The organism is Stenotrophomonas sp. 112478_Sma, from assembly GCF_056479905.1.
Window position 1 is genome coordinate 3837270 of sequence record NZ_CM151072.1, and the last position, 25930, is coordinate 3863199.

Genomic DNA, 25930 nt, shown 5'->3' on the forward strand with positions numbered 1-25930 from the left:
AATCTCCAATGGACACCGATATTTAGGTGACATTTATGATTCGGCGACGTCCCCCGTGTGGACCTTCCGGGCGGCATGCGGGTGCACACGGCCCGTTACACTGCCCCGATGCTCGACCCGATTCCGACCCTGCAGGTCGCCCTGCCCGTCCCCCTGCCCCGCCTGTTCGACTATCTGTCGCCGCAGGGCGATGCCCCGGACGTGGCGGTCGGCTGCCGGGTTAAGGTGCCGTTCGGCAACCGCGAACTCATCGGCGTGGTGGCCGGCCACGGCCAGGCCGACGACGGCCAGGGCCTGCGTCAGGCGCTCGCGTGGTGCGACCCCGCGCCCCTGCTGCAGGGCGAACTGTGGCAGAGCCTGCAATGGCTGGCCCGATACACCCACGCGCCGCTGGGCGAAGTGCTGAGCACGGCCCTGCCGGGGCCGCTGCGGCACGGCGAAGCCCTGCCCGACACCCATCATTGGGGCTGGCAGCTGACCGCCGCAGGCCACGCGCAGCGCGGCACGCTGCGCGCAGGCAGCCGCCCGCGGCAGTTGGCGGAACTGCTGGCCGACGCCGTCGTGGACGAGGACGTGCTGGGGGCGCGCATGGAGGACTGGCGCAGCGCGGCGCGCAGTCTCGGCAAGCGCGCACTGGCCGAGCGCGTTGCACTGAGCGTGGCGCCACAGCACGCGCAACCGCTGCCCGGCCCGACCCTCAATCCGGACCAGGCCGAAGCCGTTGCCCCGATCAACGCCGCGGAGGGGTTCCAGCCCTTCCTGCTCGATGGGGTGACCGGCAGCGGCAAGACCGAGGTCTACCTGCAGGCGATCATCCACTGCCTGGCCCAAGGCCGGCAGGCGCTGGTGCTGGTGCCCGAAATCGGACTGACGCCGCAGACCCTGGCGCGTTTCCGCGGCCGCCTGGGCATCGCCGTGCATGCGCTGCATTCGGGATTGAACGACAACGAGCGCGCGCGCGTCTGGGCAGCCGCCTCGCGCGGCGAAGCGCGGGTGATCGTCGGCACCCGCTCGGCGGTGTTCACGCCGCTGCCGCAGGCCGGCCTGCTGATCGTGGACGAGGAACATGACGGCAGCTACAAGCAGCAGGACGGCATCCGCTACCACGCGCGCGATTTCGCCCTGGTGCGTGCCAAGGCGCTGGGGGTTCCGGTGCTGCTGGGCAGCGCGACACCGTCGCTGGAAACCCTGCACAACGCCTATGCCGGTCGTTACCTGCACCTGCGCCTGAAGCAGCGCGCCGGCGACGCGCGGCCGCCACGCGTGCGCATCCTGGATGTGCGCAAGCGTCCCCTGCAGGACGGTCTCTCGGCCGAAGTGCTGGCCGGCATCGGCGAGCACCTGCAGCGCGGCCAGCAGGTGCTGGTGTTCAAGAACCGGCGTGGTTACGCACCGGTACTGCTGTGCCATGACTGCGGCTGGACGGCGCCGTGCCAGCGCTGTGATGCGCCGATGACCGTGCATGGCGGCGGCCGTCGCCTGCAGTGCCATCACTGCGGTGCGCGGCAACCGGCGCCACTGGCCTGCCCCGCCTGCGGCAGCCTGGCCCTGCAGCCACAGGGAATCGGCACCGAGCGGCTGGAGGAGCACCTCACCGCCGCCTTCGCCGAGTACCCGGTGGTGCGCATCGACCGCGGCACCACCGCCCGCCGCGATGCGCTGGAACAGCAGCTGGCCAAGCTGGGGGACCAGGCCGGCATCCTGGTCGGCACGCAGATCCTGGCCAAGGGCCACGATCTGCCCAGACTCACGCTGGTGGTGGTGGTCGGCATCGACGAGGGCCTGTTCTCGGCCGATTTCCGCGCCAGCGAGAAACTCGCGCAGCAGTTGATCCAGGTCGCCGGCCGCGCCGGGCGCGCCCGCGATCCGGGCGAGGTGTGGCTGCAGACCCACCATCCGGGTCATCCCCTGCTGGAGACGCTGGTCAACGGCGGCTACCACCCGTTCGCGCAGGCCGAACTGAACCAGCGGCAGGCCGCCGGCTTCCCGCCATTCGCGCATCTGGCACTGATGCGTGCCGAAGCGCAGCAGGTGGAGCACGCCAACGCGTTCCTGCTGGCTGCACGGCGACTGCTGGGCGAACAGGCGCTGGTGGAAGCGTACGGACCGATGCCGGCACCGATGCCGCGCCGGGCCGGCTACCAGCGCACGCAGCTGCTGCTGTCATCGGCACAGCGCCCGCCTCTGCACGGCGTGCTGGCGCAGCTGGTACCGCAGCTGTATGCCTTGCCGGAAGCCCGCAAGGTGCGCTGGTCGCTGGATGTGGATCCGACGGATCTGTATTGAATGCATGCAGAATCCGCCGGGCATGGCCCGGCGCCATCGTTACCGCGCACGATTCCCGCTTACGTCAGCGGTGACATCACGCCGCGCTGGTAAGCGGGTCGCTCACGCAGCCGGGCGTACCACTCGGCCAGGTGGGGCAGGTCCGGACGCTGGATCGGCAGTTCATACCAGGCGTACACCAGTGAACCCAACGGGATGTCGCCCATCGCGAATGTCGCGCCCGACAGCCACGGCTGCGTGGCCAGCGTCGCGTCGGCCATCGCCAGGTAATCGGCGGCGCGGACGATGGCAGCATTGATCCGCGATTCGTCGCGGTCTGCCGGCGCGGTGCGCATGATGCCCCAGATCAGATCGCTGTACAGCGGCGCCATCCGCGAAGTGCTCCAGTCCATCCATTTCTCGGCCTGGGCACGTTCCATCGGATCCTCGGCGTACAGAGTCCCCAGCGCGTAGCGCGCGCTCAGGTAGCGCACGATGGCGTTGGACTCCCACAGCGGCAGGCCCTGGTCCTCGATCACCGGCACCAGGCTGTTGGGGTTCATCGCCAGGTATTCCGGCGTCTGTGTGCCACCGTGGCTGCCGCCCACTTCGATGGACTCGTAGGGCAGGCCGATCTCTTCGGCACACCACAGCACCTTGCGGACGTTGCTGGAATTGCGACGGCCCCAGATCTTCAACATGCGGGTATTCCTTGCGGGCAATGCGAGCGGCAACGATACGCCTGATCGGTGTACATGTGGGCGTGCGGAATGATGCGCGGGGGCGTCGGCCGGGCATGGCCCGGCGCTACCGGTTCTTCTTCGGCAGCGCGCGCACGTAGGACGACTTGCCATCCTTCTTCAGTTCGAACAGACCGATCGCCGCCAGCAGATCACTCAGCTTTCCATAGCCATAGTTGCGCGAATCGAACGAGGCCTGGTTGGCGATCTGGCTGCCCACCGGCCCCAGGTGCGACCAGCCGTCCTCGCCTTCCGCTGCGGACACGGCGCGGCGCAGCATCTTCACCAGACGTGTATCGCTGCGCATTTCCGCGCCGCTCTTGCGCGGGCGCACTTCCTCGCCGCTGCCCGTTTCACCGGTGGCCGGCTCGATGGCACCCGGCTCTGCCGTGCCCTGTTCCACTTCCGGCACGCTGGCATGGGCCTGGCCCAGTGCTTCCAGATAGGTGAATTTGGAACAGGCATTGACGAAGGGTTCCGGCGTCTTCTTTTCGCCGAAGCCATACACCTTCACCCCGTCGGTCAACAGACGCATCACCATTGGAGTGAAATCAGCATCGCTGGAGACGATGGCGAAGCCGTCGAGGTTGCGCGCGTACAGCAGGTCCATCGCATCGATCACCATGGCCATGTCCGAGGCGTTCTTGCCCTTGCTGTAGGCGAACTGCTGGATGGGCCGGATCGCGTACTCGTGCAGCACCGCCTCCCAGCCTTTCAGCCGTGGGCTCTTCCAGTTGCCGTAGGCACGGCGGACATTGGCCACGCCGTAGCGGGCCACCTCCGCCAGCACTTCGTCGATCTTCGATGCGGGCGCGTTGTCGGCGTCGATCAACAGGGCGATGCGCTTTTCCGGTTCGCTCATGGGCCTCTCGCTGGCGGTTGCCTGAATCCGAGTATCGCCGATCCGCGCGCACGCTGACGTGACAGGCCGCCGCCGTGCGAAGATGCCGGACGGTTCCCCATGCCCCCTGGAGTGAGTCGATGAGTCGTGAGCGCGTTCCCCACCTGGTCGTTGTCGGCGGCGGTTTTGCCGGCCTCTGGGCCACCCGTGCGCTGGCACGCGAACGCATCCGCATCACCCTGGTCGACCGCCGCAACCATCACCTGTTCCAGCCGCTGCTGTACCAGGTCGCCACTGCAGGCCTGTCAGCGCCGGACATCGCCGCACCGCTGCGCCACATCCTCGGCCACCAGCGCAACGTGGAAGTGCGGCTCGGTGAGGTCGTGGCCATCGACAGGCAGGTCCGCCAGGTGCGGCTGGCCGACGGCAGCACGCTGGACTACGACAGCCTGCTGCTGGCTACCGGCGCCACTCACGCCTACTTCGGCAACGACCAGTGGGCCGATGATGCGCCCGGCCTGAAGACCCTCGACGATGCCATTGCCCTGCGCCGCAAGCTGCTGCTGGCGTTCGAGCGCGCCGAAGCCGAACCGGACCCGGCCAGGAAGGCGGCGTGGCTCAGCTTTGCCGTCGTCGGCGGCGGCCCGACCGGCGTCGAACTGGCGGGCACCCTGGCCGAGATTGCACGCCATACGCTGCGCAATGAATTCCGCCACATCGATCCGGCCAGCGCCAAGGTACGCCTGGTGGAAGCCGGTCCACGCGTGCTGTCCTCGTTCCCGGAAGTGCTCTCGCTGAAGGCGCGCCGGCAGCTGGAAAAGCTGGGTGTGGAAGTGCTGACCGGAACGCCGGTGAGCAACATCGACAGCCAGGGCTTCACGCTGGGTGACCAGTTCGTGCCGGCGCGCACCGTGGTGTGGGCGGCCGGCGTGGCCGCCTCGCCGCTGGCGCGCACGCTGGACGTGCCACTGGACCGTGCCGGGCGCGTGCAGGTGCAGCCGGACCTGACCCTGCCCGGGCATCCGGAACTGTTCGTGGCCGGCGATCTGGCCGCGGTGAACCAGGCCAATGGCAAGCCCGTGCCCGGCGTAGCGCCCGCGGCCAAGCAGATGGGCAAGTACGTGGCCGAGGTCATCCGTGCACGCCTGCACGGCAGGCCGGAGCCCGGGCCCTTCAAGTACGCGGACTACGGCAACCTGGCCACCATCGGCCGCATGGCCGCCATCGTGCACCTGGGGCGCCTGCAGCTGTCGGGCGTGCTGGCCTGGTGGTTCTGGCTGGCCGCGCACGTGTTCTTCCTGATCGGCTTCCGCAACCGCATCGTGGTGCTGCTGAACTGGGCGGTGGCGTACTGGAGCTACCAGCGCAGCGCACGCATCATCTTCGGCGACGACCAGGATGACCGCCGGCCGAAACGGTAGCGCAGGTCTGCAACGGGGTCGGATCCCCTTCCTGCGGAAAGGGGTCTGACCCCACGTCGCGGCGCGACTGCCTGCGATGCGCCGTGCCTGGGCACGGCGCTACAAAGATGCGGAATCCAATGCCTGCAACCACGCCAGCTTGCGCTCGCGCGGCAGCTGTTTGAGCTGCCATTCGGCGCGCGAGGCGGCGGAGCGGTCCGGGTACTCGCGCACGGCCAGGATGCGCAGCGGCGGGCGGGCCCGGGTGTAGCGCGCCCCCGTACCGGCGCGATGGGCGGCGAAACGCGCGTCCACGTCGGTGCTGATGCCAGCGTAGTAGCTGCCATCGCGGCATTCGAGCAGGTACAGGAACCACGGGCGGTGGGACGGGGCCATGCCCGGATTATGCCGTGCTGCACCGCAGCGGATATACTGCCCGCGAATGCAGGAGAGAGGCGCCGCGCTGGCGCCCGCCGAAGGCGCAGGCTCCCATGATCGCTCAGGCCGGTGGGCTGGAATCCCACCAACCATGCATTCGACTCGCCGAGCTGGAGAGAGGTCACCGGGCATGCCCGGCACGATCCGCCGAAGGGGCACGCGGCCTACGCCGCTGAACTCTCAGGCAAAAGGACAGCGGGAGCGGCACCGGTCATCGTCATCCCGTCATTGCGCAGGCAATGGCGGCGTCCGCGCATGGCCGGCCCCACCGCGTCCGGAGCCTGTTCCATGTTGCTGTCCATCATCTACCTGATTGCCATTTCCGCCGAAGCCATGACCGGCGCACTGTCCGCGGGACGCCGCCGCATGGATCTGTTCGGCGTGGTCATGATCGCCTGCGTTACCGCGCTCGGCGGTGGTTCACTGCGCGACATCCTGCTTGGCCACTATCCGCTGGGCTGGGTCAAACATCCCGAGTACCTCGGCTTCACCGTGTGCGCGGCGCTGATCGCCACCTGGGTCGCACGCTGGATGCACCACTTCCGCCGCACCTTCCTGGTGCTCGACGGCCTGGGCCTGATCGCCTTCACCCTGATCGGTTGCTCGATCGCACGCGAGGCCGGTCATGCCACGCCGATCGTGCTGATCGCCGGCATGCTGACCGGTGCGTTCGGCGGCGTGCTGCGCGACATTCTGTGCAACGAAGTGCCCCTGATCTTCCAGAAGGAGCTGTACGCGATCATCGCGCTGCTGACCGGCGCCGCCTATCTGCTGCTGCTGCACTGGAACGTGTCCGATGCCACGGCCATCCTGTGCTGCCTGGCGGGCGGCTTCGCGCTGCGCCTGCTGGCGATCCACTACCGCTGGGAAATGCCGAAGTTCGTGTATCACGACGAAGTGCATTGAACGATGGCGTGTTCGCCGGGCGTGGCCCGGCGCTCCCCTTCGTGCCCTGCACCACCCCGGCGATGGACCTGGCGCTGTCGCTCATGCGCAGCGCCAGGCGCATCGCCGGTGCGGACGGGCCGGTCTCCAACTCCGACCGGCCCTGATCGCGGCCGCACCCCCGCAGGCGCAGGCCGCCATCCACACACATGCCGCCCTCAGGCGGCTTCTGACACCGTCACTTCGCGACGGGCGCGCACGGCCGCAGCCAGTCGCTCCAGCACCGTCACGGTGGTGTCCCAGTCGATGCAGCCATCGGTGATGCTCTGTCCGTAGACCAGCGGCTGGCCTTCCACCAGTTCCTGCCGGCCTCCCACCAGATGGCTCTCGATCATCACGCCCACGATGCGCTGTTCGCCGTCCTCCAGCTGAACGGCGATGTCTTCGATCACCTTCGGCTGGTTTTCCGGGTTTTTCAGGCTGTTGGCATGGCTGGCATCGATCATCAGCCGCGTCGGCAGCCGGGCCTTGGCCAGTGCCTGGCAGGCGTCGGCCACGCTGGCCGCGTCGTAGTTCGGCTGCTTGCCGCCGCGCAGGATCACATGGCAATCCGGGTTGCCGGTGGTCGAAACGATGGCGGTGCCGCCCTGCTTGGTCACCGACAGGAAGTGATGCGGGTTGGAGGCCGCGCCGACCGCATCGGCCGCGATTTTGACGTTGCCATCGGTGCCGTTCTTGAAGCCCACCGGGCACGACAGGCCGGAGGCCAGTTCGCGGTGCACCTGGCTTTCGGTGGTGCGTGCGCCGATCGCGCCCCATGCCACCAGGTCGGCGATGTACTGCGGCGAGATCACGTCAAGGAATTCAACGCCGGCCGGCAGGCCCAGCTTGTTGATGTCGCGCAGCAGGCCGCGGGCAATGCGCAGGCCCTTGTCGATCCGGAAGCTGCCGTCCAGGTCCGGGTCATTGATCAGGCCCTTCCAGCCCACCGTGGTGCGCGGCTTCTCGAAGTACACGCGCATGACGATCTCGAGCTCGCCGGCCAGCGCGTCGCGCAGAGGCTTCAAGCGCTGTGCGTACTCGATGGCCGCATTCGGATCGTGGATCGAACACGGGCCGACCACGACCGCCAGGCGATCGTCGCGGCCATGCAGGATCTGGTGCAGGGCCGCGCGCGAAGCACTGACGGTGTCGGAGGCTTCATCGTCACACGGCAGCATCGCCAGCAGCTGGGCAGGCGGTGTGAGCGGTTCGATGGTGCGGATGCGCAGGTCGTCGGTATGGGGGGGCATGGGGGAGGTCTCCGGTACGTTGGGGGTCCCCAGCGAGGCGGCATGAAAAAAGCCGCCAGGTTCGCTGGCGGCTTTCGGGAATGCGTCTGAAGCTTTCTTCAGGGTGAGCGCAGTCCTTCCTCCGCCAGTGGCTTCGGAAAGTAATACCAGTAAAAGCGGGTAGCGGCTGCGTTCATGGGGTGTATTGATAGCACAGCTTCTGCGCAGCACAAAATGTTTCATCCGCAACTGGGGAAGCGGTTCAGCAGCACGACGATCTAGCGGCTGCCATGCACTTCCACGTCCAGCAGCAGGCCCTCGTGGATATCGGCCCAGCGCTCCAGCACCTGATCCAGCTCCCGCCTCGCCTCCTCCAACTGCTCGGGGTTGAGCAGGGACCGCGCCGTGTAGAGATCGGAGACCAGCCGCCGCAGGGTCGATTCCGGTATCGCCACCGAGGGCCCGTCCACATCCGGCAACTGCAACGCCGGGGTGTCGCCGGGAGGGCCGAACAGCGTGACCTGGAGCGTGCTCTGCATGATCGACTTCCCTGTGGGTAGACGTGGGCAATGCACTGTTTACCGCGTCTGGCGCACCAGCGCATGTGCCGTCACGCGGATCGCTCATGTCGTGACTGGACCGATTGTGCCCGCAGGTTGAGAACGCCTTTCCACACTTTCCACGCCCCGGCCTGGAGGCGGCCTGCAGGCGCTCAATGCGCGGTTATACGGGCAACGGCATATGCGATACTTCCTCCGTCTCCATGACGTGTCGCGTACTGCCTTGGCATCCCACGCGGACATGTGCTCAAGATGGTTTGCCACCGGAAAAGGGTGGCCGGGTCGGCAAAGCCCGTGTGTCACTGAAGTTCGCGTTTGTCAGCCGGCGTCGCCTTGGGCGGCGCCGGCTGGCAATCCGTCCGCGTTCCATGGCGGGCGGTGCGGGGGGGCGCTTGCGCCCGCCGGATCAGTGACCCGGTCTTTGCCGCCACGTACCGTCCGCCACCTCTTCCGGTGGCGGTGTCGTCTGTCCTGTACGGAGCACACGCCATGAACACACCACACGTTCCCTTCCCCGGTGCCCACCCCGATCCGGCCAATGCCGATCAGGCGCCGTTCGATCCCAACGGTCTGGTCGCCCACCTGCAACGCATCGGCAGCGGTGCGGCCGCCGATGGCCAACCCTGGCCCGAGCGCCATCCAGCGAACGGCCGACGCATGATGCTGGCCGATGCCGATGGCGCACTGGCCGGCCTGCGCATCGTGCAGGAGGTGCTGCTGGCCGCCGAACGCTGCCGCCAGAATGCCGCGCCCGAACATCACGTGAGCGACCGGGTGATGGAAGGGTTGATGCTGGCATCCCTGGGGCTGGCCACGCATGCGGCCGAACGCCTGCAGCCCCACTAGCCGCGTCCGCGCAATGTGACCGGGCCCGATGGCCCGGTCATGGGCCGGCACCCGCCGGATCACAGTGAACGCAGTGCGCGCCTGCGGATGTAGGCGTTGGCAGGGCTGTCGCGCTCGCGTTGCCAGCGTGTGCACAGGTCACGCAGCCACTGCGGCTGGGTCTTCCCGGCATCGTTGAGCCAGTTGCCGACGGAATCCTGCACATAGCGTTCGGGATCATCAGCCAGTGCCTCCAGCAGCGAATGCGCGTGTTCGGGATGCTGCTTGAAAAGAGCGATGTGCGCCGCCCAGACGCCACGGGGACGCAGTGCTTCACAGGCAAACCGGCGCAGATGGGCGGACGGTTCCTGCGTCCACGGCTGCAGGTATTCAAGCGCCAGCAGTGGCCCGGCAACGATGTCGGTGCGCAGCGCCAGCCACGCCCATTCGCGCACGCCGAAATGCGGATCATCTGCCAACGGGCGCATCTTCTCCAGCTTCACCGGCAGGGAGGCGGTGGCATCGCCACCGATCAGGTAGCAGGCCCAGCCGCGCACGGTGTCGGATGCATGCGACTGCCATTGTGCAGGATCACCCTGCCTGGCCTCACGCAACAGCGTTGCCGCCAGAACCATGCGCTGGGTAATGCCTTTGCTGGCGGCATCGCGCATGCATTGAATGGCAGTCTCCGGCAGCACCGCAACGGTCTGCAGCAACACCGCGAAATCCACGGCCAGACATTCCGCCAGATGCGTGCTGGCGGCTGTCCCGGTATCCAGTTGATGCTTTCGCGCCGGGCTGATCGCTGCGCTCACTGCGGGTCCTTCCGTCCGCCGCCGGTGTGCTGCCACACCTTGGCCAGCAGCTGTGAGAGCTGCACCTGCTCGGCAGTGTCCAGGCCGTTGAACAGGCCCGCGATCCACTGCGTGTGCTGATTGAAGAGGTCTTCGGCCAAGCGCTTGCCCTGCACGGTCAGCACGATCTGGAGGCGACGGCCATCGTCCGCATCGCTGCGCCGCTGCAGCAACCCTTCGCGCTGCAGGCCATCGAGCAGGCCGCTGATGGTGGCGCGGGTCACGCCTGCACGTTCGGCCAGCGCATGCGGCGACAGTGTGCCGCCGGCACCGTGCAGCAGGAACAGCACGATGAAGCGGCCTTCACTGAGCCCGTGCGGTGCCAGCCGGCTGGCGCAGTCGCGATCGATCGCCGAGGACAGCGACAGCAGCTGGAAGCACAGATGCAGCAGGGCGACATTGGCGTGGCCACGTCGCCGGGCCTCGTCCAGAAGGGCGCCATGTTTTGCCTCAAGCACATTAATTTCCAATATGTTTAGGCGCCTAATCATATTCATGACGGGATGGAACGCAACACCTACGGGGCCTGCCGCCGGGCCCGGCCGGGCGCACTCCTCGCGCAGGGGGCTGCAAGCAGCCGAAGCTGCGGTAGCATCGCGCCACGTCCCGCCAGGAGTTCCACGCATGCGCCGTGCCGTCCTGCTGTTGCTGACGCTGTTCCCCGCCGCCGTAATGGCCGCTCCCCCTCCCGTGCCCTCCCCGGCCCGGATCGATGCCGAAGCCAAGCGCCTGATGCAGGTGGCTCACGCCCGCGGGATGGCAGTGGCCGTCGTCGACGGTGGCAAGGTCGTGCACGTTGCCGCCTATGGCGAGCGCAACGCTGCCGGCGAACCGCTACAGACCGACACGGTGATGTATGCGGCATCGCTGACCAAGATGGCCTTCGGCCACCTGATCGCGCAGCTTGCACAGGACAAGGTGATCGATCTGGATGCCAGCATCGCCAGCGCGCTGGACAGACCGCTACCGGACTATCCGGCCGAGCCGAAGAAGTACGCCGATTACACCGTGCTGGCCGGCGACGAACGTTGGCGCCGGCTGACCCCGCGCCTGCTGCTCAACCATGCCAGCGGCTTTGCCAACTTTGCATTCCTGGAGCCGGACGGAAAACTGAAATTCCACTTCGATCCGGGCAGCCGCTATGGCTATTCCGGCGAAGGCCTGATCCTGCTGCAGTTCGTGCTGGAGCGCGGGCTGGGCCAGGACGTGGGTACGCTCATGCAGCAGCGCGTATTCGACCGCTTCGGCATGCCCCGCACCAGCATGATGTGGCGCGAGGATTTCGCCACGAATCTGGCCGACGGCTGGACCGCCGAAGGCACGGCGGAGCCGCACGATGAACGCAGCCGCGTGCGTGCCGCCGGTTCGATGGACACGACCATCACCGACATGGGCAATTTCGCGGCCGGCTATGTCAGTGGCCAGGGGCTGTCGGCATCGATGCGCCGGGAGCTGGTGCGGCCGCAGCTGCCGATCACCACCGCCAGCCAGTTCCCGACGCTGCAGCCGGAACTGCCGGCGGCGCAGCGGCGCAGAAACCTGGCTGCGGGACTGGGCGTGGTGACATTCACCGGTCCACAAGGCGCAGGCTTCTACAAGGGCGGACATGACGATGCGGTGGGCAACACGCTGGTGTGCGTCGAACAAGGCCAACGCTGCGTGGTGATCCTGGGCAACGATGTGCGCGCCGAAGCGGCCTTTCCGGCACTGGTGCGCTTCGTGCTGGGCGAGACGGGGGTGCCGTGGGAATGGGAATACGGCGCCACGAAGGCATTCGTGCGCTGACAGGTCGACCACGGTCCACGTCCAGCAGAGGGGGCGGAACGCCCACAAAAAAACCCCGCCTTGCGGCGGGGTTTTTCACTTCATCGGGAACAGCGGACCTTAGAAGTCCATGCCGCCCATGCCACCCATGCCGCCCATGCCACCGGCGCCGCCCAGGGCCGGCTCGTCCTTCTTCGGAGCTTCGGCAACCATGGCTTCGGTGGTGATCATCAGGCCAGCGATCGAGGCCGCGTTCTGCAGCGCCGAACGGGTCACCTTGGTCGGGTCCAGGATGCCGAACTGCAGCATGTCGCCGAACTCACCGGTGGCGGCGTTGTAGCCGAAGCTGCCGCTGCCTTCCTTGACCTTGTTGACGATGACGGACGGCTCTTCGCCGGCGTTGGCGACGATCTCGCGCAGCGGGGCTTCCATCGCGCGCAGGGCGATCTGGATGCCGTGGTTCTGGTCTTCGTTGGCGCCCTTCAGGCCGGCCAGCGCGGTGACCGCACGGACCAGTGCAACGCCGCCGCCCGGAACCACGCCTTCTTCAACGGCTGCACGGGTAGCGTGCAGGGCGTCGTCGACGCGATCCTTCTTTTCCTTCATTTCGATTTCGGTGGACGCACCCACCTTGATCACGGCAACGCCGCCGGCCAGCTTGGCCACGCGTTCCTGCAGCTTCTCGCGGTCGTAATCCGAGGAGGTGTCCTGGATCTGGGTCTTGATCTGCGCAACGCGCGATTCGACCGCAGCCTTGTCGCCCACGCCGTCGATGATGGTGGTGTTCTCCTTGGAGACCTGCACCTTCTTGGCGCGGCCCAGGTCCTTGATGGTGGCCTTCTCCAGCGACAGGCCCACTTCTTCGGAGATCACGGTGCCGCCGGTCAGCACGGCCATGTCTTCCAGCATCGCCTTGCGACGATCGCCGAAGCCCGGGGCCTTCACGGCCACGACCTTGACGATGCCACGGATGGTGTTGACCACCAGGGTCGCCAGCGCTTCGCCTTCGACTTCCTCGGCCACGATCAGCAGCGGCTTGCCGGCCTTGGCGACGCCTTCCAGCACCGGCAGCAGGTCACGGACGTTGGAGATCTTCTTGTCGTGCAGCAGGATGAACGGGTCATCCAGGTCAGCGGTCTGCGACTGCTGGTTGTTGATGAAGTACGGGGACAGGTAGCCGCGGTCGAACTGCATGCCCTTGACCACGTCCAGCTCGTTGTCCAGGCCCGAGCCTTCTTCAACGGTGATCACGCCTTCCTTGCCGACTTCCTTCATCGCGTCAGCGATGATCTGGCCGATCGACTCGTCCGAGTTGGCCGAGATGGTGCCGACCTGGGCGATCGCCTTGTCGTCAGCGGTCGGCTTGGAGATGTTCTTCAGCTCGGTGACGGCAGCCACGACGGCCTTGTCGATACCGCGCTTGAGGTCCATCGGGTTCATGCCGGCAGCAACGGCCTTGGCGCCTTCGCGGATCAGGGCCTGGGCCAGCACGGTGGCGGTGGTGGTGCCGTCGCCGGCGTCGTCGTTGGTGCGCGAAGCAACTTCCTTCACCATCTGCGCGCCCATGTTCTCGAACTTGTCAGCCAGTTCGATTTCCTTGGCGACGGAGACGCCGTCCTTGGTGATGGTCGGGGCGCCGAAGCTCTTCTCGAGCACGACATTGCGGCCCTTCGGGCCGAGGGTGGCCTTGACGGCATTGGCGAGAACGTTGACGCCGCGCACCATGCGCGAACGGGCGTCTTCACCGAAACGGATATCCTTGGCAGCCATTGCAATTACCTCATTGGTCGCGCCGGGCCGTGCCCGGCGGCTGGGATGTGGGGATCAGGTTGAAACAGGTCGCGGCGGGGCTCAGCCGATGACGGCGAGCACGTCGTCTTCGCGCAGGACCTTGTACTCGACGCCTTCGCTCTTGTACGAGCTGCCGGCGTACTGGCCGTAGATGACCTTGTCACCGACCTTCAGCGACGGCGCGCGCACGCTGCCGTTGTCCAGCGGCTTGCCGGGACCGACGGCCACGACTTCACCCTTGGTGGACTTTTCCTTGGCCGAGTCGGGGATGACGATGCCACCGGCGGAGATTTCGTCGGCTTCGATCGGCTTGACCACAACGCGGTCGTGCAGCGGCTTGATGCTCATAGGAGACCTCTTAAGTGATTGATTGGTCTAAAAAAGTCCGGCGATGTTAGCACTCGCACCAGGCGAGTGCCAGAACCGCACGTGAAGAAACCCGACAAGGTCGGGAGCACGGCAGAGATGGAGCCCCCCGGGAGGCTTTCAAGGGGCATAGCGAAAAAAGTTTCCGCGCCGGACGCTGCGGCAGTGCGGTGGGGCGGCCCCGAATTAGGTGACCAACGTCGCACTGTCAGATATCTGACGTTCATTTACGACAAAGTGTCACTGGATCGGCCTTAGGCTCGGCCGCGCATTCCCAATCACAAGGAGTCGTCGATGCGATTGCTGTCCCCGCTCGCCACCGCCTGCGTGCTGGCCCTGGCCACCGCGCCGGCCCAGGCCGAGGTCTTCATCAACGAACTGCATTACGACGACAGCACCGCAGCCGGTGACGTCGGCGAGGCGATCGAGGTCGTGGCCACCGCCGGCGAGGATCTGTCCGGCTATCGGCTGTATCTCTACAACGGCAGCACGCCGTCGGCCGCTTCGGTGTACGCCAACACGGCCGTCCCTGCCGGCAGCGCGGCCGGGTGCGGCAGCGCCACCCTGGCCGTGGTCAGCTATCCGACCAACGGCATCCAGAACGGTCCCAACGACGGCATCGCGCTGGTCGACGCCAGCGGCAAGGTGGTCCAGTTCCTCAGCTATGAGGGCACGATCACTGCCTCCGGCGGTCCTGCCGCAGGCATGACCAGCCAGAACATTCCGGTGGCCGAGACCAACAGCACGGCCCCTGGCACCTCACTGCAGCTGACGGGCAGCGGCAGCCAGTACGCCCACTTCACCTGGGCCGAATCGGCGACGCAGACCTTCGGCAGCTGCAACAACGGCCAGACCTTCAGCGGTGGGGGTACGCCCGGTCCCAATACGCCGCCATCGGTGTCCACCACCACCCCCGCCCAGGGCAGCAGCACGTTCCCGGCCGCGGCCGATCTGGAAGTGGTGTTCAGCGAGACGGTGAACCTGGCCAGCGGCGCCTTCGCGCTGAGCTGCGGCGCCTCCGGCAGCGTACCGCTGACCCACCCGGCCAGCGGCAGGAGCGTGAAGGTGTCCACCAACACCGCGCTGGTGGCCGGTGAGGCCTGCCGCTTCGACATCCGCGCCGCGCGCATCACCGACCTGCAGGGCGCGCATCCGGCTGCCGACAGCCGCATCGCCTTCACCGTGGCCAGCGCCACGGGCAACCCCGATCCGGGCAATCCCGGCGTACCGGCGGGCTACTACTCCAGGGTCAACACCTCCAGCCCGAGCCAGCTGCGCTGCTCGCTGCACGCGACCATCAAGGGCCACACCGCCTATCCGTACAGCGGGTCGGGCACCAGCACCTGGACCATCCTGGAGATCGCCGACGAGGATCCGAACAATCCCAACCGCATCCTCGATGCCTATCGCAACCGCAGCTACGCCAAGGTCAGCGATCGCGCTGGCACGGGCAGCGGCCTGACCTACAACCGCGAGCACACCTGGCCGAACTCGCTGGGCTTTGCCAGCACCACCGGCGACAAGGGCCTGCCCTACGCGCCCTACACCGACACCCACATGCTGTACCTGACCGATGCGCAGTGGAATGCCGACCGCGGCAACAAGCCGTTCGGCAAGTGCGATGCCAACTGTGGCGAGCGCGCCACCGAGGCCAACAACGGCCATGGCGGCGGCAGCGGCGGCTACCCGGGCAATTCCAACTGGGTGCGCACGCCGGACGGCAACACCGGCACCTTCGAGGTGTGGGGCCATCGCAAGGGCGACATGGCGCGCGCGGTGATGTACATGGCGATCCGCTACGAGGGCGGCAAGGATGCAGCCACCGGCCAGTCCGAGCCGGACCTGGAGCTGACCGACGACCGGAGCCGGATCGTCAGGACCAGCAGTTCGCCGGCCTACATGGGCCTGCTCTCGACCCTGATCGACTGGCATCTGTCCGATCCGCCGGACGACGCCGAGCGCGCGCGCAACGACGTGATCTACAGCTTCCAGGGCAACCGCAACCCGTTCATCGACCACCCCGAGTGGGCGACGCCGGCGTTGTTCACCTCGGCCAAGCCGGCGACCTGCCAGCTGGCCAACTGACCGCGCAACGCAGCGGTCCATCGCCGCCGCCGGACCTTGATCCGGCGGCGGCCCTATACTCGACGGTCATGCCGACCGTCGATCCCGTCCTGCTGCTGTTGACCACCTGCCCGGACCGGGCCAGTGCCGAGCGCATCGCGCATGCGCTGGTCGGCGAGCGCCTGGCCGCCTGCGTGACGCGCCTGGAAGGGGCGCAGTCGACCTACCGCTGGCAGGGCGAGGTCACTACCGATGCCGAGCTGCAGCTGCTGGTGAAGACTACGGCCAGCCGCGTGGAGGCAGCGATGGCACGGATCGTCGAACTGCATCCGTATGAACTCCCCGAGTGCATCGCGGTCGAAGCCCGGGCCGGACTGCCGGCCTATCTGGATTGGATCCGGGCGCAGACCCGGGAGGACACCGCTTGATGAATCTGTTTGCCCGTGCCGCCGCGCTGTGCGCCCTGCTCTCGCTGGCCCTGCCTGCATTCGCCCTGGACGAGAAAGATCTGCTGCCGGTGGACCAGGCGTTCGCGCTCACCGCCAGTGCGCCGGAGCGGAACCAGATCCAGCTGCAGTTCAAGATCGCGCCGGGGTACTACCTCTATCGCCACCGCACCAGCGTCAAGGCCGACCCGGCCTTCAATGCCGGTGCGCTGCAGATGCCCAGCGGCACCAAGCACCACGACGATTTCTTCGGCGAGGTCGAGACCTACCGCGAACGCCTGCAGGTTTCGCTGCCGGGCGCCCCGACGGATGCGGCCGGCACCCTCAGCCTGGAAGTGCGCTACCAGGGCTGCGCCGATGCCGGTGTCTGCTACCCACCGCAGAAGCGCGTGGTCCAGGTGACACTGCCCGGTGGTGGCGGTGGCGCCGCAGCCGCCCTGCCAACCGCGCGGGTCACCGGCGTGAACGCGTTCAACACTCCGCTTGCCGGGGCCGGCAGCGGTGGTGGCCTGCGCCTGCCCGGCAGCAGCAACAGCCAGGCGCTTCCGCTGCCCTCCGAACAAGCCTTCGGCTTCGACGCGATCGCCAGCGATGGCAACACCCTGCTGCTGCGCTTCAGTCCCGCGCCGGGCTACTACCTGTATCGCGATCGCACTTCACTGAAGCTGGAAGGCAGTGCCGGTGTGCTGGCTGATACGCCGCGCTGGCCCGCCGCGCAGTCGCATCGCGACGAGCACTTCGGCGATGTGTCGGTGTACTTCAACCAGGTCGAAGTGCCGCTGCCGCTGCGCCGCACGGTGACCGACGCGGTGGACAGCACACTGGTGGTGACCTTCCAGGGTTGCCAGACCGATGGCATCTGCTACCCGCCGATGACCCGCCGGGTGAAGCTGTCGATCCCCGCGGGAAAGATCAGCGCCCACGCCGGCCAGCCTGCGCCACGCAGCGAAATGATCCGACCGCTGCCGGCGGGCAGCGCCGCACCGCGCGAGGCGGCCAACGGCACCCCGTTGCGCCTGCTGCCGACCGTGCCGAACAGCGAACCGGCGCGTGCCGATGTGGCCGGCGCGCAGGCAGGGTTCGCCGCCGATGCGCGGGGCGACAACGCGCTGCGTACCCGCCCGCCGGCCACGACCCCGGATCCGGACCGTTCGTTCCTGTGGGTGCTGCTGCTGGCACTGGCCGGTGGCCTCGTACTGAACCTGATGCCCTGCGTGCTGCCGATCCTGTCGCTGAAAGTGCTGGGCCTGGCACAGAGCGGTGAGAGCGCCGAGCGCGCCCGCAGCCACGCCATGTGGTACACGCTGGGCGTACTGGTCGCCTTCGCGGTGATCGGCGCGCTGATGGTCGGCCTGCGCATGCTTGGCAATGCGGTGGGCATCGGTTTCCAGCTGCAGCACCCAGGCGTGGTCGCGGCACTGGCCTACATCATGTTTGCGGTTGGCCTGAGCCTGTCCGGCGTGTTCACCCTCGGCGGTGGCCTGGGCAACCTCGGCCAGTCACTCGCCCGTCGCAGCGGTCCGGCCGGCGATTTCTTCACCGGTGCGCTGGCCTGCGTGGTCGGCAGCGCGTGCGTCGGTCCGTTCATGGGAGGCGCGGTCGCCTATGCCTTCGTTGCCACGCCCGTACAGGCGATGGCCGTGTTCCTGTTCCTGGGCCTGGGCCTGGCCCTGCCGTTCCTGCTGATCGGCTTCGTGCCGGCGCTCGCGCGGCGCCTGCCCAAGCCCGGCCCGTGGATGGAAACGCTCAAGCACGTGCTGGCGTTCCCGATGTATGCCACCGCACTGTGGCTGCTGTGGGTGCTGGGCAAGCAGCGTGGCGTGGACGGCATGGCGCTGGCGCTGGGCGGACTGCTGCTGCTGGCCCTGGGCCTGTGGTTGTTTGAGCGCAGCCGCTGGCGCAGCCAGCGCGCCGCCGGCCTGCTGGGCGTGCTGCTGGCAATCGCCGCGCTGGTACCGGTGTGGGGCGTGACCCAGCTGAAGCCACCGGCACGTGCGGCACAGGCCACCAGCGAGAACGTCGTGGAGTATTCGCCGCAGCTGCTCGACCGCCTGCGTGCCGACAACCGCGTGGTGTTCGTCAACATGACCGCCGACTGGTGCGTGAGCTGCAAGGCGAACGAGCGCGCCGTGCTGTCGCGACCGGAGTTCAGGGAGCTGCTCAGGCGCACCAACGCGGTGTACATGCGCGGCGACTACACCAACGTGGACCCGCAGATCACCGCTTTCCTCGATGAGCACAAGGCCGTGGGCGTTCCGCTTTACGTGGTGTACGGCCCCGGCGCACCGCCGACGGTGCTGCCGACCCTGCTTACCCAGGCCGTGGTCGAAGAAGCGCTGCTGCGCACCGCACGATGAGGTGGCAACGGCCAGCGCTGCTGTGGACCGCGGTGCTGGCTGCCGGCCTGGGCCTGTGGGCCGGCCATCGGCTGACGCCGGTGCCGGCGGCGGACGCTGGCGATCCAGACGTGCAGCCACCTGCAGCACCGCTGCCCGTGCTGCAGGCAGGCGATGCCCTGCCCGCACTGGTGCTGCCGGACCTGCAGGGACAGCCGCTCGATCTGCGCCAGCGTTTTGCCGGCCGGCCGCTGCTCATCAATGTCTGGGCCAGCTGGTGCGGGCCCTGCGTCGAGGAAATGCCGGAACTGTCGCGCTTCGCGCAGGCGCAGCAACCTGACGGCATGCAGGTGCTGGGGCTGGCGCTGGATACACCCGAAGATGTGCAGCGCTTCCTGCAGCGGGTGCCGGTGGACTACCCGATCGTGCTGGAGACGCCCGGTCCGCGCGATGCCAGCGTGCAGCTGGGCAATGCCCAGGGGCTGCTGCCTTACAGCGTGCTGGTGGATGCACAGGGCCGCATCGTGAAGCAGAAGCTGGGGCCGTTTGCCGCCGGCGAAGTCCGGACGTGGGCCCGGCTGTAAGCTGGCCGCGGCCGGCATCCACGCGTCCTGATCCCGGTCAGACCAGTGAGCGCGCCCAGAGCTGGGACACCTGTGGCTGGCCGAACAGCTGCTCGTGCTGCTCGGTCATCAGTTCGAAGCCGGCCCGTTCGTACAGGCCGCGGGCGTCGATGAGCGCGGCATTGGTCCACAGCACCATGCGCTTGTAGCCCACCGCGCGCGCGAAGCTCATCGCCTCGTCCACCAGTCGCTGCCCGATGCCCCGCCTGCGCGCGCTGGCATCGACATGCAGCAGCCGCAGCTTGGCATTGTGCGCGTCGTGCCGGACCACGAACACCGACCCCACCGGGGTGCCGTCCAGTTCAGCGATCCAGCAGCGCTCGGTCTGCGGGTCGTGTTCGCGCAGGTAGCGGGTGACGATGTCGGCCACCAGCGCTTCAAACTCCGCGTTCCATCCGAATTCGCGTGCATACAGCGCGCCGTGCTTCTGGATCACCCAGCCCATGTCGCCGGGGCGGGGATCGCGCAGCACGCAATCCGACGATGCACCTCCCAGCAGTGCCTGGATGTGCGCCATCGCCTCAAGAAGGCGCTGGCATCCTGCTTCGCTGATATCTCCCAGCATGGCAGCGACGCTTTCGCTGGACGCTGCATCCAGCTGTGCGAAGGCGGCACGGCCCGCCTCGGTCAACACCAGCCGGTTCGCGCGCGCATCCATCACCGACGGTTCGCGTTGAACCAGACCGCGCGCCTGCAGCCCGCTCAGCAGCCGGCTGAGGTAGCCCGCGTTGAGGTCCAGCCGATGGCCCAGCTGCGCAGCCGTGATGCCCTGGCCCGCCGCCAGTTCGAACAGCACCCGCGCCTCGGTGAGGGTGAAGTCGCTGTGCAGCAAACGCTCCTCGAGCACCGCGATCCTGCGGGTGTAGAAGCGGTTGAAGGCGCGGACCTGTGCGACGGGATCGGAAGTGAGCGCAGACACGGGGACGTTCCTGATGGTTGCCTTGGGCACATAGTACATGCCTTGAGCAACCATATAAGGCTGTTTTGCGATCCATTCCGCGTCTTGGCGCCTTAAAACGAAAGATTCGTTGCAGTACGGTTTACGTTCTGTTAATTCTGCGTTTAGCGACCAGGGCCCTGGCTGCAAGGAGAACCAACAGGATGAACGACTGACCGACAAACCACTCAAATCGACTGCAGGGTGCATGCATGAAACACGGAATTCGCAGAAGTGTTCAGGCTCCAGACGCAATCACGCCATTGGCATCCGCAGTAATGGTGGCCCTCGCCACCGCGCTGCTGTCCACCAGCCCCGTTGCACGGGCGCAGGACAGCGGCACATCGACGACGCCCGACGCGGCCACCACCCTGGATACCGTTTCGGTACTGGGCAGCCGCACCAAACCGCGCACGGTGTCCTCGTCGGCGGTGCCGATCGACATCATCAGCGGTGAAGAGTTCCGCAACCAGGGCGCGACCGACGCCCTCGACCAGCTCAAAGTGCTCGTGCCTTCCTTCAACGTCAGCACGATTCCCATCGACGATGCGGCCAGCCTGGTGCGTCCGGCCAACCTGCGTGGCCTGCCGCCGGACAACACCCTGCTGCTGGTCAACGGCAAGCGTTTCCACCGCTCGGCGGTGATCACGTTCCTCGGCCACGGACTGTCCGACGGCGCACAGGGACCGGACCTGTCCGTGTTCCCCTCGCTGGCGCTGGAACAGGTGGACGTGCTGCGCGACGGCGCAGCGGCACAATACGGCTCGGACGCCATTGCCGGCGTGCTCAACTTCAGCCTGAAGAAGCTGCGCGAAGGCGGCACCGCCGAGGTGTTCGCCGGCCAGTACTACGAGGGCGACGGGCTCACCACCCAGTACTCGGCGCAGATCGGCCTGCCGCTCACCGAGCACGGCTTCGCCACCCTTACGGCCGAATGGCGCAACGCCGACGACACCTCGCGCAGTGTGCAGCGCGACGATGCCGCCGCGGTCGCAGCGGCAGGCTACCCCGGGGTGAAAGATCCTGCGCAGATCTGGGGATCGCCGAAGGTGGACGACGACCTCAAGCTGGTCGCCAACCTCGGTTACGACACCGAGAACGTGGAGTTCTACCTGTTCGGCAATTACGCCAAGCGTGAAGTGGATGGCGGGTTCTACTACCGCGACCCCACCGCACGTTCGGGCGTCTACTCCAACGATGGCGGCCAGACATTGCTGGTGGGCAACCTGACCGGCGTGGGCGCATGCCCCACCATCGCCCTGCGCGATGGCGCCGGCAACCTGCTGCCGTACGGCACCGTGAGCGGCGCGGTGGCTGCCCTGCCCGCCAACTGCTTTACCTTCCTGTCCAGCCTGCCCGGCGGCTTCACCCCACGCTTCGGCGGCAAACTGGAAGACGCCTCGGTGTTCGCCGGCGCCAAAGGCACCTGGGGTGAGTGGTACTGGGACGTGAGCGGCTCCTGGGGGCGCAACGACATCGAGTTCACCATCTACAACACCGTCAACGCCTCGCTCGGTCCCGACCAGCCGGCCGGGCTGTTCTTCCGCCCGGGTGGCAATACCCAGACCGAAAAGAACCTCAACGTGGACGTCAGCCGGGACATCCCGGTCAGCTTCAGCAGCCAGCCGCTGCGCCTGGCGATGGGTGCCGAATGGCGCGAGGAGAGCTTCAGGATCAGCCCCGGTGACGGCCCGTCCACAGCCATCGGGCCGCTGACCGAACAGGGCTTCGCGCTGGGCTCCAACGGATTCAACGGCTTCAGCACGCGCACCGCCGGCACCTTTGATCGTCGCAACTGGGCCGCCTACGCCGACCTGGAAGCACAGCTCACCGAGCGGCTGCTGCTGGCCGGTGCGCTGCGCTACGAGGACTACGATTCGTTCGGCAGCACCACCACCGGCAAGCTCACCGCGCGCTTCGACTTCAACGAGCACTTCGCTCTGCGCGGCGCCTACAACACCGGCTTCCGTGCACCAACGCCCGGCCAGGCCAACATCAGCCAGATCAGCACCGTGTTCGGCGGTACCGCACTGGAAGACATCGCCACCCTGCCGCCAACCAATCCGATTGCCCAGCTCAAGGGCGCGCAGCCGCTTACTCCGGAAGAGTCCAGGAATGTGTCATTGGGTGCGGTGTGGACCGAAGGTGACTGGCTGGTCACCCTGGACGGCTATCAGATCAAGGTGGAAGACCGCATTGCTCTGAGCACCAGCTTTGCAGTCACTCCGGAGGAGCGTGCGGCGCTGGTGGCCGGCGGCAATGCAGAAGCCGCTTCCATCTCGCAGGTAACCTACTTCGGCAACGCCTTCGATACCACCACCACCGGCGTGGACCTGGTGACCAGCTTCAAGAGCAACCACTTCGGCGGGGTCACCACCTACTCGCTGGCGGCCAACTGGAACCGCACGAAGGTGGACCGCTACGACACCGACTTCATCGACGAAGCGCGCGTGTACAAGCTGGAGAAATCGCTGCCCAAGACCAAGGGCTACTTCAGCATCAATCACCAGCGGCAGATCTTCCACGCCAATCTCCGGTTCAACTATTACAGCAGCTGGTACGAGGATCACCTGGACAGCGGCGTGATCTCCGCCGAGGACGGCGGCCTGCCGATCTACGGGGGCAGCGCGTTGATCGTGGATGCGGAGGTGGGCTGGAAGTTCGATTCGGGCCTGTACGTCAGCGTGGGCGCGCAGAACCTGTTCGACCGTGTGCCGGCCAGCAACCCCTGGGGGGTGTGGCCGGTGCGCAGTATCCGGTGCATTCGCCCTACGGATTCAACGGCGGGTTCTATTACACGCGGGTGGGCTGGAAGTTCTGACGCAGGTGCAAGTGCACGCAACGGTGGCCATGGAAGGCCCCGTCGCTGGCGCCACCCCACCGGCTTGACCGCAGGCAGGGCGCCCCCGAGAATTACGCGACTAATTCTCATTTGCTGTTGCGCAGGATGCGGGCGGCAGCCCTCCTGGCTTTCATCCCCCGATGTTCAAGAACGTCCTGTTCCAACTGCACTGGCTGCTGGGCATCACGGCCGGCACCGTCCTGGCCATCATGGGCCTGAGCGGCGCAGCCCTGTCTTTTGAAGATGAACTGCTGCGCGCCGCCAACCCCGGCTTCGCCGCCATCGCCGAACATCACGCCGAAGGCCAGCAGCCGCTGCCCCTGAGCGAGCTGGTGCCGATGCTGCAGGCCGACAGCAAACGGCCGTTGCAGCGGCTGCGCGTGGATGCCAGCGGCCAGCGCCCATCGGTGGCCCGTTTCGCCGGCGGCAAAGCGCACTGGGTGTACTTCGACCCCTACAGCGGCGAGCGCTTCAGCGCCCTGCGCGGGCAGGCCTTCTTCGACTTCGTCGAAGACCTGCACCGCCACCTCGCCGCGGGCGAGCGCGGAAAATGGATTACCGGCAGCTGCGCGATCGCCCTGCTGTTCTTCACGCTGTCCGGGCTCTACCTGCGCTGGCCCCGCCGCTGGTGGCACTGGCGAAGCTGGCTGGCCGTGGAATGGAAGCGCAGCGGCCGCGGCTTCCTGTGGAGCCTGCATTCGGTGGCCGGCACCTGGGTGCTGCTGATCTACCTGATGAGTGCCCTGACCGGCCTGTGGTGGTCGTTCGACTGGTATCGCAGCGCGGCCAATGCCCTGCTCGGCGTGGCGCCACCGGCCAAGCAGGTGATCGATGCCGGCGCCGTGCTCGACCTGCGCCGCGTGGAAACGACGCTGTACGCGCAGGCCGGGGTGCGCACCGGTTACATCGACCTGCGGCTGCCCGAGAAGCCCGGCCAGGCACTGAATGTGCGGACCATGGCGGGCGATCCAGCATTGCGCGGCGGCCATCATGATCGCGCGCACGATCTGCTGCAGCTCGACCCTGCCAGCGGTGCGATTCTGGACGCGCGTCCCTACGCGCGCCAGGGCGCTGGCGGTCAGCTGGCTACCAGCGTGTTCGCGCTGCACTCGGGCAGCTACTTCGGGATTCCCGGGCGCATCATCGTGATGCTCAGCAGCCTGGGCATGAGCCTGTTCTTCATCACCGGCTGGCTGCTCTATCTCGACCGTCGCCGCAGCCAGCGCGCCGCACGTGCGCTGCGCCAGCCGCTGCCGGCGGCCGCAGCCAACGGCGCCGCATGGCTGATGGTGCATGCCAGCCAGAGCGGCCTGGCCGAGCAGCTGGCATGGCGCGCGGCAGCGCAGCTGCAGGCCAGCGGACAGGCGGTGCAGGTATTGCCGCTGGCAAGGATCGACGCGCACCGCCTTCAGGCGGCGAGCCACGCGCTGTTCGTGCTCAGTACCTTTGGTGACGGCGAACCGCCGGATTCGGCACGACGTGCCTCGCGCCAGCTACTGGGCCGATCCCTGGACCTGGCCACACTGCAGTTCGGCATGCTCGCGCTGGGCGACCGCCAGTACCCGCACTACTGCGCCTTCGGCCGCCAGTTCGATGCGTGGCTGCTGGGCAACGGTGCCCGCGCGATGTTCGACCGCATCGATGTGGACGCTGCATCGGTCACGGCACTGCGCCAGTGGCAGCAGCAGCTCGGCCTGTTGACCGGCATTGCTGCCGACGACAGCGTGCTGCCGGCGGCCACCCGCATGCACGACTGGCAGCTGCTGGATCGCCAGCAGCTGAACCCGGGCAGCGTCGGTGGTCCGATCTGGCGGATCCGGCTGGCCGCGCCGGATGACGTGCAGTGGCAGGCCGGCGACATCCTGCATATCGCGCCGCGGCACAGCGCCGCGCATGCCCGTGCGGTACTGCTGGCGCATGGACTGGACCCGCTGCAACCGCTGCTGATCGAAGGCGACACGCAGACCCTGCAGTGCCTGGCCAGCGAACGCGAACTGCCGGACGCGGCCAGTGCGCTGCAGGTGCAGGATGCCGGACGCTGGCTGACGGCCCTGCCCGTACTGCCGGGCCGCGAGTATTCGATCGCCTCGTGCCCGGCCGATCGCGTGGTGGAACTGGTCGTGCGTCTGGTGCACGACAACAACGGGCGCCCGGGGCTGGGTTCGGGCTGGCTGTCGCTGCATGCGCCGGCAGGCGCGCACATCGCCGCGCGCGTGCACCGCAACCCCGGCTTCCATCGCGTGCCGGGCGCACCCATGGTGCTGATCGGCAACGGCACCGGCATCGCCGGCCTGCGCGGCCTGCTGCGCGAGGCGGCACACGCAGGCGAGCACGGCCACTGGCTGCTGTTCGGCGAGCGCCAGCGCGCTCATGACTTCCTGTTCGCCGATGAGGTGAGCGCATGGCAGGCGCAGGGCCATCTGATCCGGGTCGACCTGGCGTTCTCGCGCGACGCAGCGGGCGGTTACGTTCAGGACCGCCTGCGGTCGGCCTGCGATGAACTGCGGGAATGGATGCAGCGTGGCGCCGTGATCCATGTCTGCGGCTCGCTGCAGGGCATGGCCGAGGGCGTGGATCAGGTACTGCGGGGCGCGCTCGGTGACGAGGTGGTGGAAACGCTGCTCGAGAGCGGTCGCTACCGGCGCGACGTGTATTGAGCCGCGCCGCCGGGCTGGACCCGGC

Annotated in this window: 21 protein-coding genes and 2 riboswitches; of the genes, 11 read left to right on the top strand and 10 right to left on the bottom strand. The window is 67.5% G+C overall.

The window, feature by feature from the left end:
• Positions 1 to 108 precede the first annotated feature (108 nt).
• Positions 109 to 2286, top strand: a complete 2178-nt coding sequence (locus ACZK08_RS17480) for a primosomal protein N' (protein WP_065181582.1) — start codon at positions 109 to 111, stop codon at positions 2284 to 2286.
• 59 nt (positions 2287 to 2345) lie between these two features.
• Here ACZK08_RS17480 and ACZK08_RS17485 read toward each other — a convergent pair whose 3' ends face one another.
• Together ACZK08_RS17485 and ACZK08_RS17490 are read right to left on the bottom strand one after the other, a co-directional pair.
• Positions 2346 to 2966 carry a glutathione S-transferase family protein gene (locus ACZK08_RS17485; RefSeq protein WP_065174440.1) on the bottom strand — a complete coding sequence of 207 codons (621 nt, stop codon included), beginning with the start codon at positions 2964 to 2966 and terminating at the stop codon, positions 2346 to 2348.
• A 106-nt stretch (positions 2967 to 3072) separates the two neighbouring features.
• Complete coding sequence (locus ACZK08_RS17490; RefSeq protein ID WP_053515735.1) at positions 3073 to 3867, bottom strand: NYN domain-containing protein; 795 nt, start codon at positions 3865 to 3867, stop codon at positions 3073 to 3075.
• A gap of 119 nt (positions 3868 to 3986) precedes the next feature.
• On the opposite strand from ACZK08_RS17490, the gene ACZK08_RS17495 reads away from it, so the two are divergent.
• On the top strand, positions 3987 to 5267 hold the full coding sequence (locus tag ACZK08_RS17495; RefSeq protein WP_065181581.1) for an NAD(P)/FAD-dependent oxidoreductase: 1281 nt from the start codon (positions 3987 to 3989) through the stop codon (positions 5265 to 5267).
• Positions 5268 to 5366: 99 nt separating this feature from the next.
• Here ACZK08_RS17495 and ACZK08_RS17500 read toward each other — a convergent pair whose 3' ends face one another.
• Positions 5367 to 5642 carry a GIY-YIG nuclease family protein gene (locus tag ACZK08_RS17500; protein WP_053515731.1) on the bottom strand — a complete coding sequence of 92 codons (276 nt, stop codon included), beginning with the start codon at positions 5640 to 5642 and terminating at the stop codon, positions 5367 to 5369.
• A gap of 39 nt (positions 5643 to 5681) precedes the next feature.
• Positions 5682 to 5771, top strand: a riboswitch (glycine riboswitch).
• 13 nt (positions 5772 to 5784) lie between these two features.
• Positions 5785 to 5890: riboswitch (glycine riboswitch) on the top strand.
• 82 nt (positions 5891 to 5972) lie between these two features.
• Between ACZK08_RS17500 and ACZK08_RS17505 the strand changes: the two genes are divergently transcribed.
• Positions 5973 to 6590: a trimeric intracellular cation channel family protein gene (locus ACZK08_RS17505; protein ID WP_053515730.1), complete on the top strand. Its 618-nt coding sequence runs from the start codon at positions 5973 to 5975 to the stop codon at positions 6588 to 6590.
• Positions 6591 to 6787: 197 nt separating this feature from the next.
• On the opposite strand, the gene ACZK08_RS17510 is transcribed toward ACZK08_RS17505, so the two are convergent.
• Together ACZK08_RS17510 and ACZK08_RS17515 are read right to left on the bottom strand one after the other, a co-directional pair.
• Positions 6788 to 7861: a 3-deoxy-7-phosphoheptulonate synthase gene (locus tag ACZK08_RS17510; protein WP_053515727.1), complete on the bottom strand. Its 1074-nt coding sequence runs from the start codon at positions 7859 to 7861 to the stop codon at positions 6788 to 6790.
• A 257-nt stretch (positions 7862 to 8118) separates the two neighbouring features.
• Positions 8119 to 8379: a hypothetical protein gene (locus ACZK08_RS17515; RefSeq protein ID WP_053515725.1), complete on the bottom strand. Its 261-nt coding sequence runs from the start codon at positions 8377 to 8379 to the stop codon at positions 8119 to 8121.
• A 510-nt stretch (positions 8380 to 8889) separates the two neighbouring features.
• On the opposite strand from ACZK08_RS17515, the gene ACZK08_RS17520 reads away from it, so the two are divergent.
• Positions 8890 to 9246 (top strand): hypothetical protein, encoded by a 357-nt coding sequence (locus ACZK08_RS17520; protein WP_065174435.1) that lies wholly within the window; start codon positions 8890 to 8892, stop codon positions 9244 to 9246.
• Positions 9247 to 9305: 59 nt separating this feature from the next.
• On the opposite strand, the gene ACZK08_RS17525 is transcribed toward ACZK08_RS17520, so the two are convergent.
• Both ACZK08_RS17525 and ACZK08_RS17530 read right to left on the bottom strand, forming a co-directional pair.
• Positions 9306 to 10040, bottom strand: a complete 735-nt coding sequence (locus ACZK08_RS17525) for a DNA alkylation repair protein (RefSeq protein WP_065181580.1) — start codon at positions 10038 to 10040, stop codon at positions 9306 to 9308.
• Positions 10037 to 10537 carry a MarR family winged helix-turn-helix transcriptional regulator gene (locus ACZK08_RS17530; protein ID WP_065181579.1) on the bottom strand — a complete coding sequence of 167 codons (501 nt, stop codon included), beginning with the start codon at positions 10535 to 10537 and terminating at the stop codon, positions 10037 to 10039. The genes ACZK08_RS17525 and ACZK08_RS17530 overlap by 4 nt, the downstream gene beginning before the upstream one ends.
• 166 nt (positions 10538 to 10703) lie before the next feature.
• On the opposite strand from ACZK08_RS17530, the gene ACZK08_RS17535 reads away from it, so the two are divergent.
• On the top strand, positions 10704 to 11864 hold the full coding sequence (locus tag ACZK08_RS17535; protein WP_065181578.1) for a serine hydrolase domain-containing protein: 1161 nt from the start codon (positions 10704 to 10706) through the stop codon (positions 11862 to 11864).
• A gap of 99 nt (positions 11865 to 11963) precedes the next feature.
• Here the strand turns inward: ACZK08_RS17535 and groL are convergent, their stop codons facing one another.
• Both groL and ACZK08_RS17545 read right to left on the bottom strand, forming a co-directional pair.
• Positions 11964 to 13613 (bottom strand): chaperonin GroEL, encoded by a 1650-nt coding sequence (groL, locus tag ACZK08_RS17540; protein ID WP_053515717.1) that lies wholly within the window; start codon positions 13611 to 13613, stop codon positions 11964 to 11966.
• An 81-nt stretch (positions 13614 to 13694) separates the two neighbouring features.
• Positions 13695 to 13982: a co-chaperone GroES gene (locus ACZK08_RS17545; protein ID WP_006396661.1), complete on the bottom strand. Its 288-nt coding sequence runs from the start codon at positions 13980 to 13982 to the stop codon at positions 13695 to 13697.
• A gap of 312 nt (positions 13983 to 14294) precedes the next feature.
• On the opposite strand from ACZK08_RS17545, the gene ACZK08_RS17550 reads away from it, so the two are divergent.
• The 4 genes from ACZK08_RS17550 to ACZK08_RS17565 all read left to right on the top strand — a co-directional run bounded on the left by ACZK08_RS17550 (position 14295) and on the right by ACZK08_RS17565 (position 19430).
• On the top strand, positions 14295 to 16085 hold the full coding sequence (locus ACZK08_RS17550; RefSeq protein ID WP_065181577.1) for an endonuclease: 1791 nt from the start codon (positions 14295 to 14297) through the stop codon (positions 16083 to 16085).
• A 68-nt stretch (positions 16086 to 16153) separates the two neighbouring features.
• Complete coding sequence (gene cutA / locus ACZK08_RS17555; RefSeq protein WP_053515713.1) at positions 16154 to 16492, top strand: divalent-cation tolerance protein CutA; 339 nt, start codon at positions 16154 to 16156, stop codon at positions 16490 to 16492.
• Complete coding sequence (locus tag ACZK08_RS17560; RefSeq protein ID WP_155761011.1) at positions 16489 to 18867, top strand: protein-disulfide reductase DsbD family protein; 2379 nt, start codon at positions 16489 to 16491, stop codon at positions 18865 to 18867. Before cutA ends, ACZK08_RS17560 begins: the two co-directional genes overlap by 4 nt.
• Positions 18864 to 19430: a TlpA family protein disulfide reductase gene (locus ACZK08_RS17565; RefSeq protein ID WP_065181575.1), complete on the top strand. Its 567-nt coding sequence runs from the start codon at positions 18864 to 18866 to the stop codon at positions 19428 to 19430. Before ACZK08_RS17560 ends, ACZK08_RS17565 begins: the two co-directional genes overlap by 4 nt.
• A gap of 37 nt (positions 19431 to 19467) precedes the next feature.
• On the opposite strand, the gene ACZK08_RS17570 is transcribed toward ACZK08_RS17565, so the two are convergent.
• Positions 19468 to 20388: a bifunctional helix-turn-helix transcriptional regulator/GNAT family N-acetyltransferase gene (locus tag ACZK08_RS17570; RefSeq protein ID WP_065181626.1), complete on the bottom strand. Its 921-nt coding sequence runs from the start codon at positions 20386 to 20388 to the stop codon at positions 19468 to 19470.
• A gap of 299 nt (positions 20389 to 20687) precedes the next feature.
• On the opposite strand from ACZK08_RS17570, the gene ACZK08_RS17575 reads away from it, so the two are divergent.
• Both ACZK08_RS17575 and ACZK08_RS17580 read left to right on the top strand, forming a co-directional pair.
• A complete protein-coding gene (locus ACZK08_RS17575; protein ID WP_478452319.1) occupies positions 20688 to 23489 on the top strand; it encodes a TonB-dependent receptor plug domain-containing protein in 2802 nt (933 codons plus the stop codon).
• On the top strand, positions 23389 to 25905 hold the full coding sequence (locus tag ACZK08_RS17580; protein WP_065181573.1) for a PepSY domain-containing protein: 2517 nt from the start codon (positions 23389 to 23391) through the stop codon (positions 25903 to 25905). The genes ACZK08_RS17575 and ACZK08_RS17580 overlap by 101 nt, the downstream gene beginning before the upstream one ends.
• Positions 25906 to 25930: the final 25 nt, after the last annotated feature.

What these genes read in the sequence shown, in the direction of transcription:
- ACZK08_RS17485 (WP_065174440.1), bottom strand. Translation starts at nt 2,966, where the DNA reads ATGTTGAAGATCTGGGGCCGTCGCAATTCCAGCAACGTCCGCAAGGTG.
- ACZK08_RS17565 (WP_065181575.1), top strand. Translation starts at nt 18,864, where the DNA reads ATGAGGTGGCAACGGCCAGCGCTGCTGTGGACCGCGGTGCTGGCTGCC.
- ACZK08_RS17500 (WP_053515731.1), bottom strand. Translation starts at nt 5,642, where the DNA reads ATGGCCCCGTCCCACCGCCCGTGGTTCCTGTACCTGCTCGAATGCCGC.
- groL (WP_053515717.1), bottom strand. Translation starts at nt 13,613, where the DNA reads ATGGCTGCCAAGGATATCCGTTTCGGTGAAGACGCCCGTTCGCGCATG.
- ACZK08_RS17480 (WP_065181582.1), top strand. Translation starts at nt 109, where the DNA reads ATGCTCGACCCGATTCCGACCCTGCAGGTCGCCCTGCCCGTCCCCCTG.
- ACZK08_RS17505 (WP_053515730.1), top strand. Translation starts at nt 5,973, where the DNA reads ATGTTGCTGTCCATCATCTACCTGATTGCCATTTCCGCCGAAGCCATG.
- ACZK08_RS17510 (WP_053515727.1), bottom strand. Translation starts at nt 7,861, where the DNA reads ATGCCCCCCCATACCGACGACCTGCGCATCCGCACCATCGAACCGCTC.
- ACZK08_RS17490 (WP_053515735.1), bottom strand. Translation starts at nt 3,867, where the DNA reads ATGAGCGAACCGGAAAAGCGCATCGCCCTGTTGATCGACGCCGACAAC.
- ACZK08_RS17515 (WP_053515725.1), bottom strand. Translation starts at nt 8,379, where the DNA reads ATGCAGAGCACGCTCCAGGTCACGCTGTTCGGCCCTCCCGGCGACACC.
- ACZK08_RS17580 (WP_065181573.1), top strand. Translation starts at nt 23,389, where the DNA reads ATGTTCAAGAACGTCCTGTTCCAACTGCACTGGCTGCTGGGCATCACG.
- ACZK08_RS17550 (WP_065181577.1), top strand. Translation starts at nt 14,295, where the DNA reads ATGCGATTGCTGTCCCCGCTCGCCACCGCCTGCGTGCTGGCCCTGGCC.
- ACZK08_RS17535 (WP_065181578.1), top strand. Translation starts at nt 10,704, where the DNA reads ATGCGCCGTGCCGTCCTGCTGTTGCTGACGCTGTTCCCCGCCGCCGTA.
- ACZK08_RS17520 (WP_065174435.1), top strand. Translation starts at nt 8,890, where the DNA reads ATGAACACACCACACGTTCCCTTCCCCGGTGCCCACCCCGATCCGGCC.
- cutA (WP_053515713.1), top strand. Translation starts at nt 16,154, where the DNA reads ATGCCGACCGTCGATCCCGTCCTGCTGCTGTTGACCACCTGCCCGGAC.
- ACZK08_RS17495 (WP_065181581.1), top strand. Translation starts at nt 3,987, where the DNA reads ATGAGTCGTGAGCGCGTTCCCCACCTGGTCGTTGTCGGCGGCGGTTTT.
- ACZK08_RS17545 (WP_006396661.1), bottom strand. Translation starts at nt 13,982, where the DNA reads ATGAGCATCAAGCCGCTGCACGACCGCGTTGTGGTCAAGCCGATCGAA.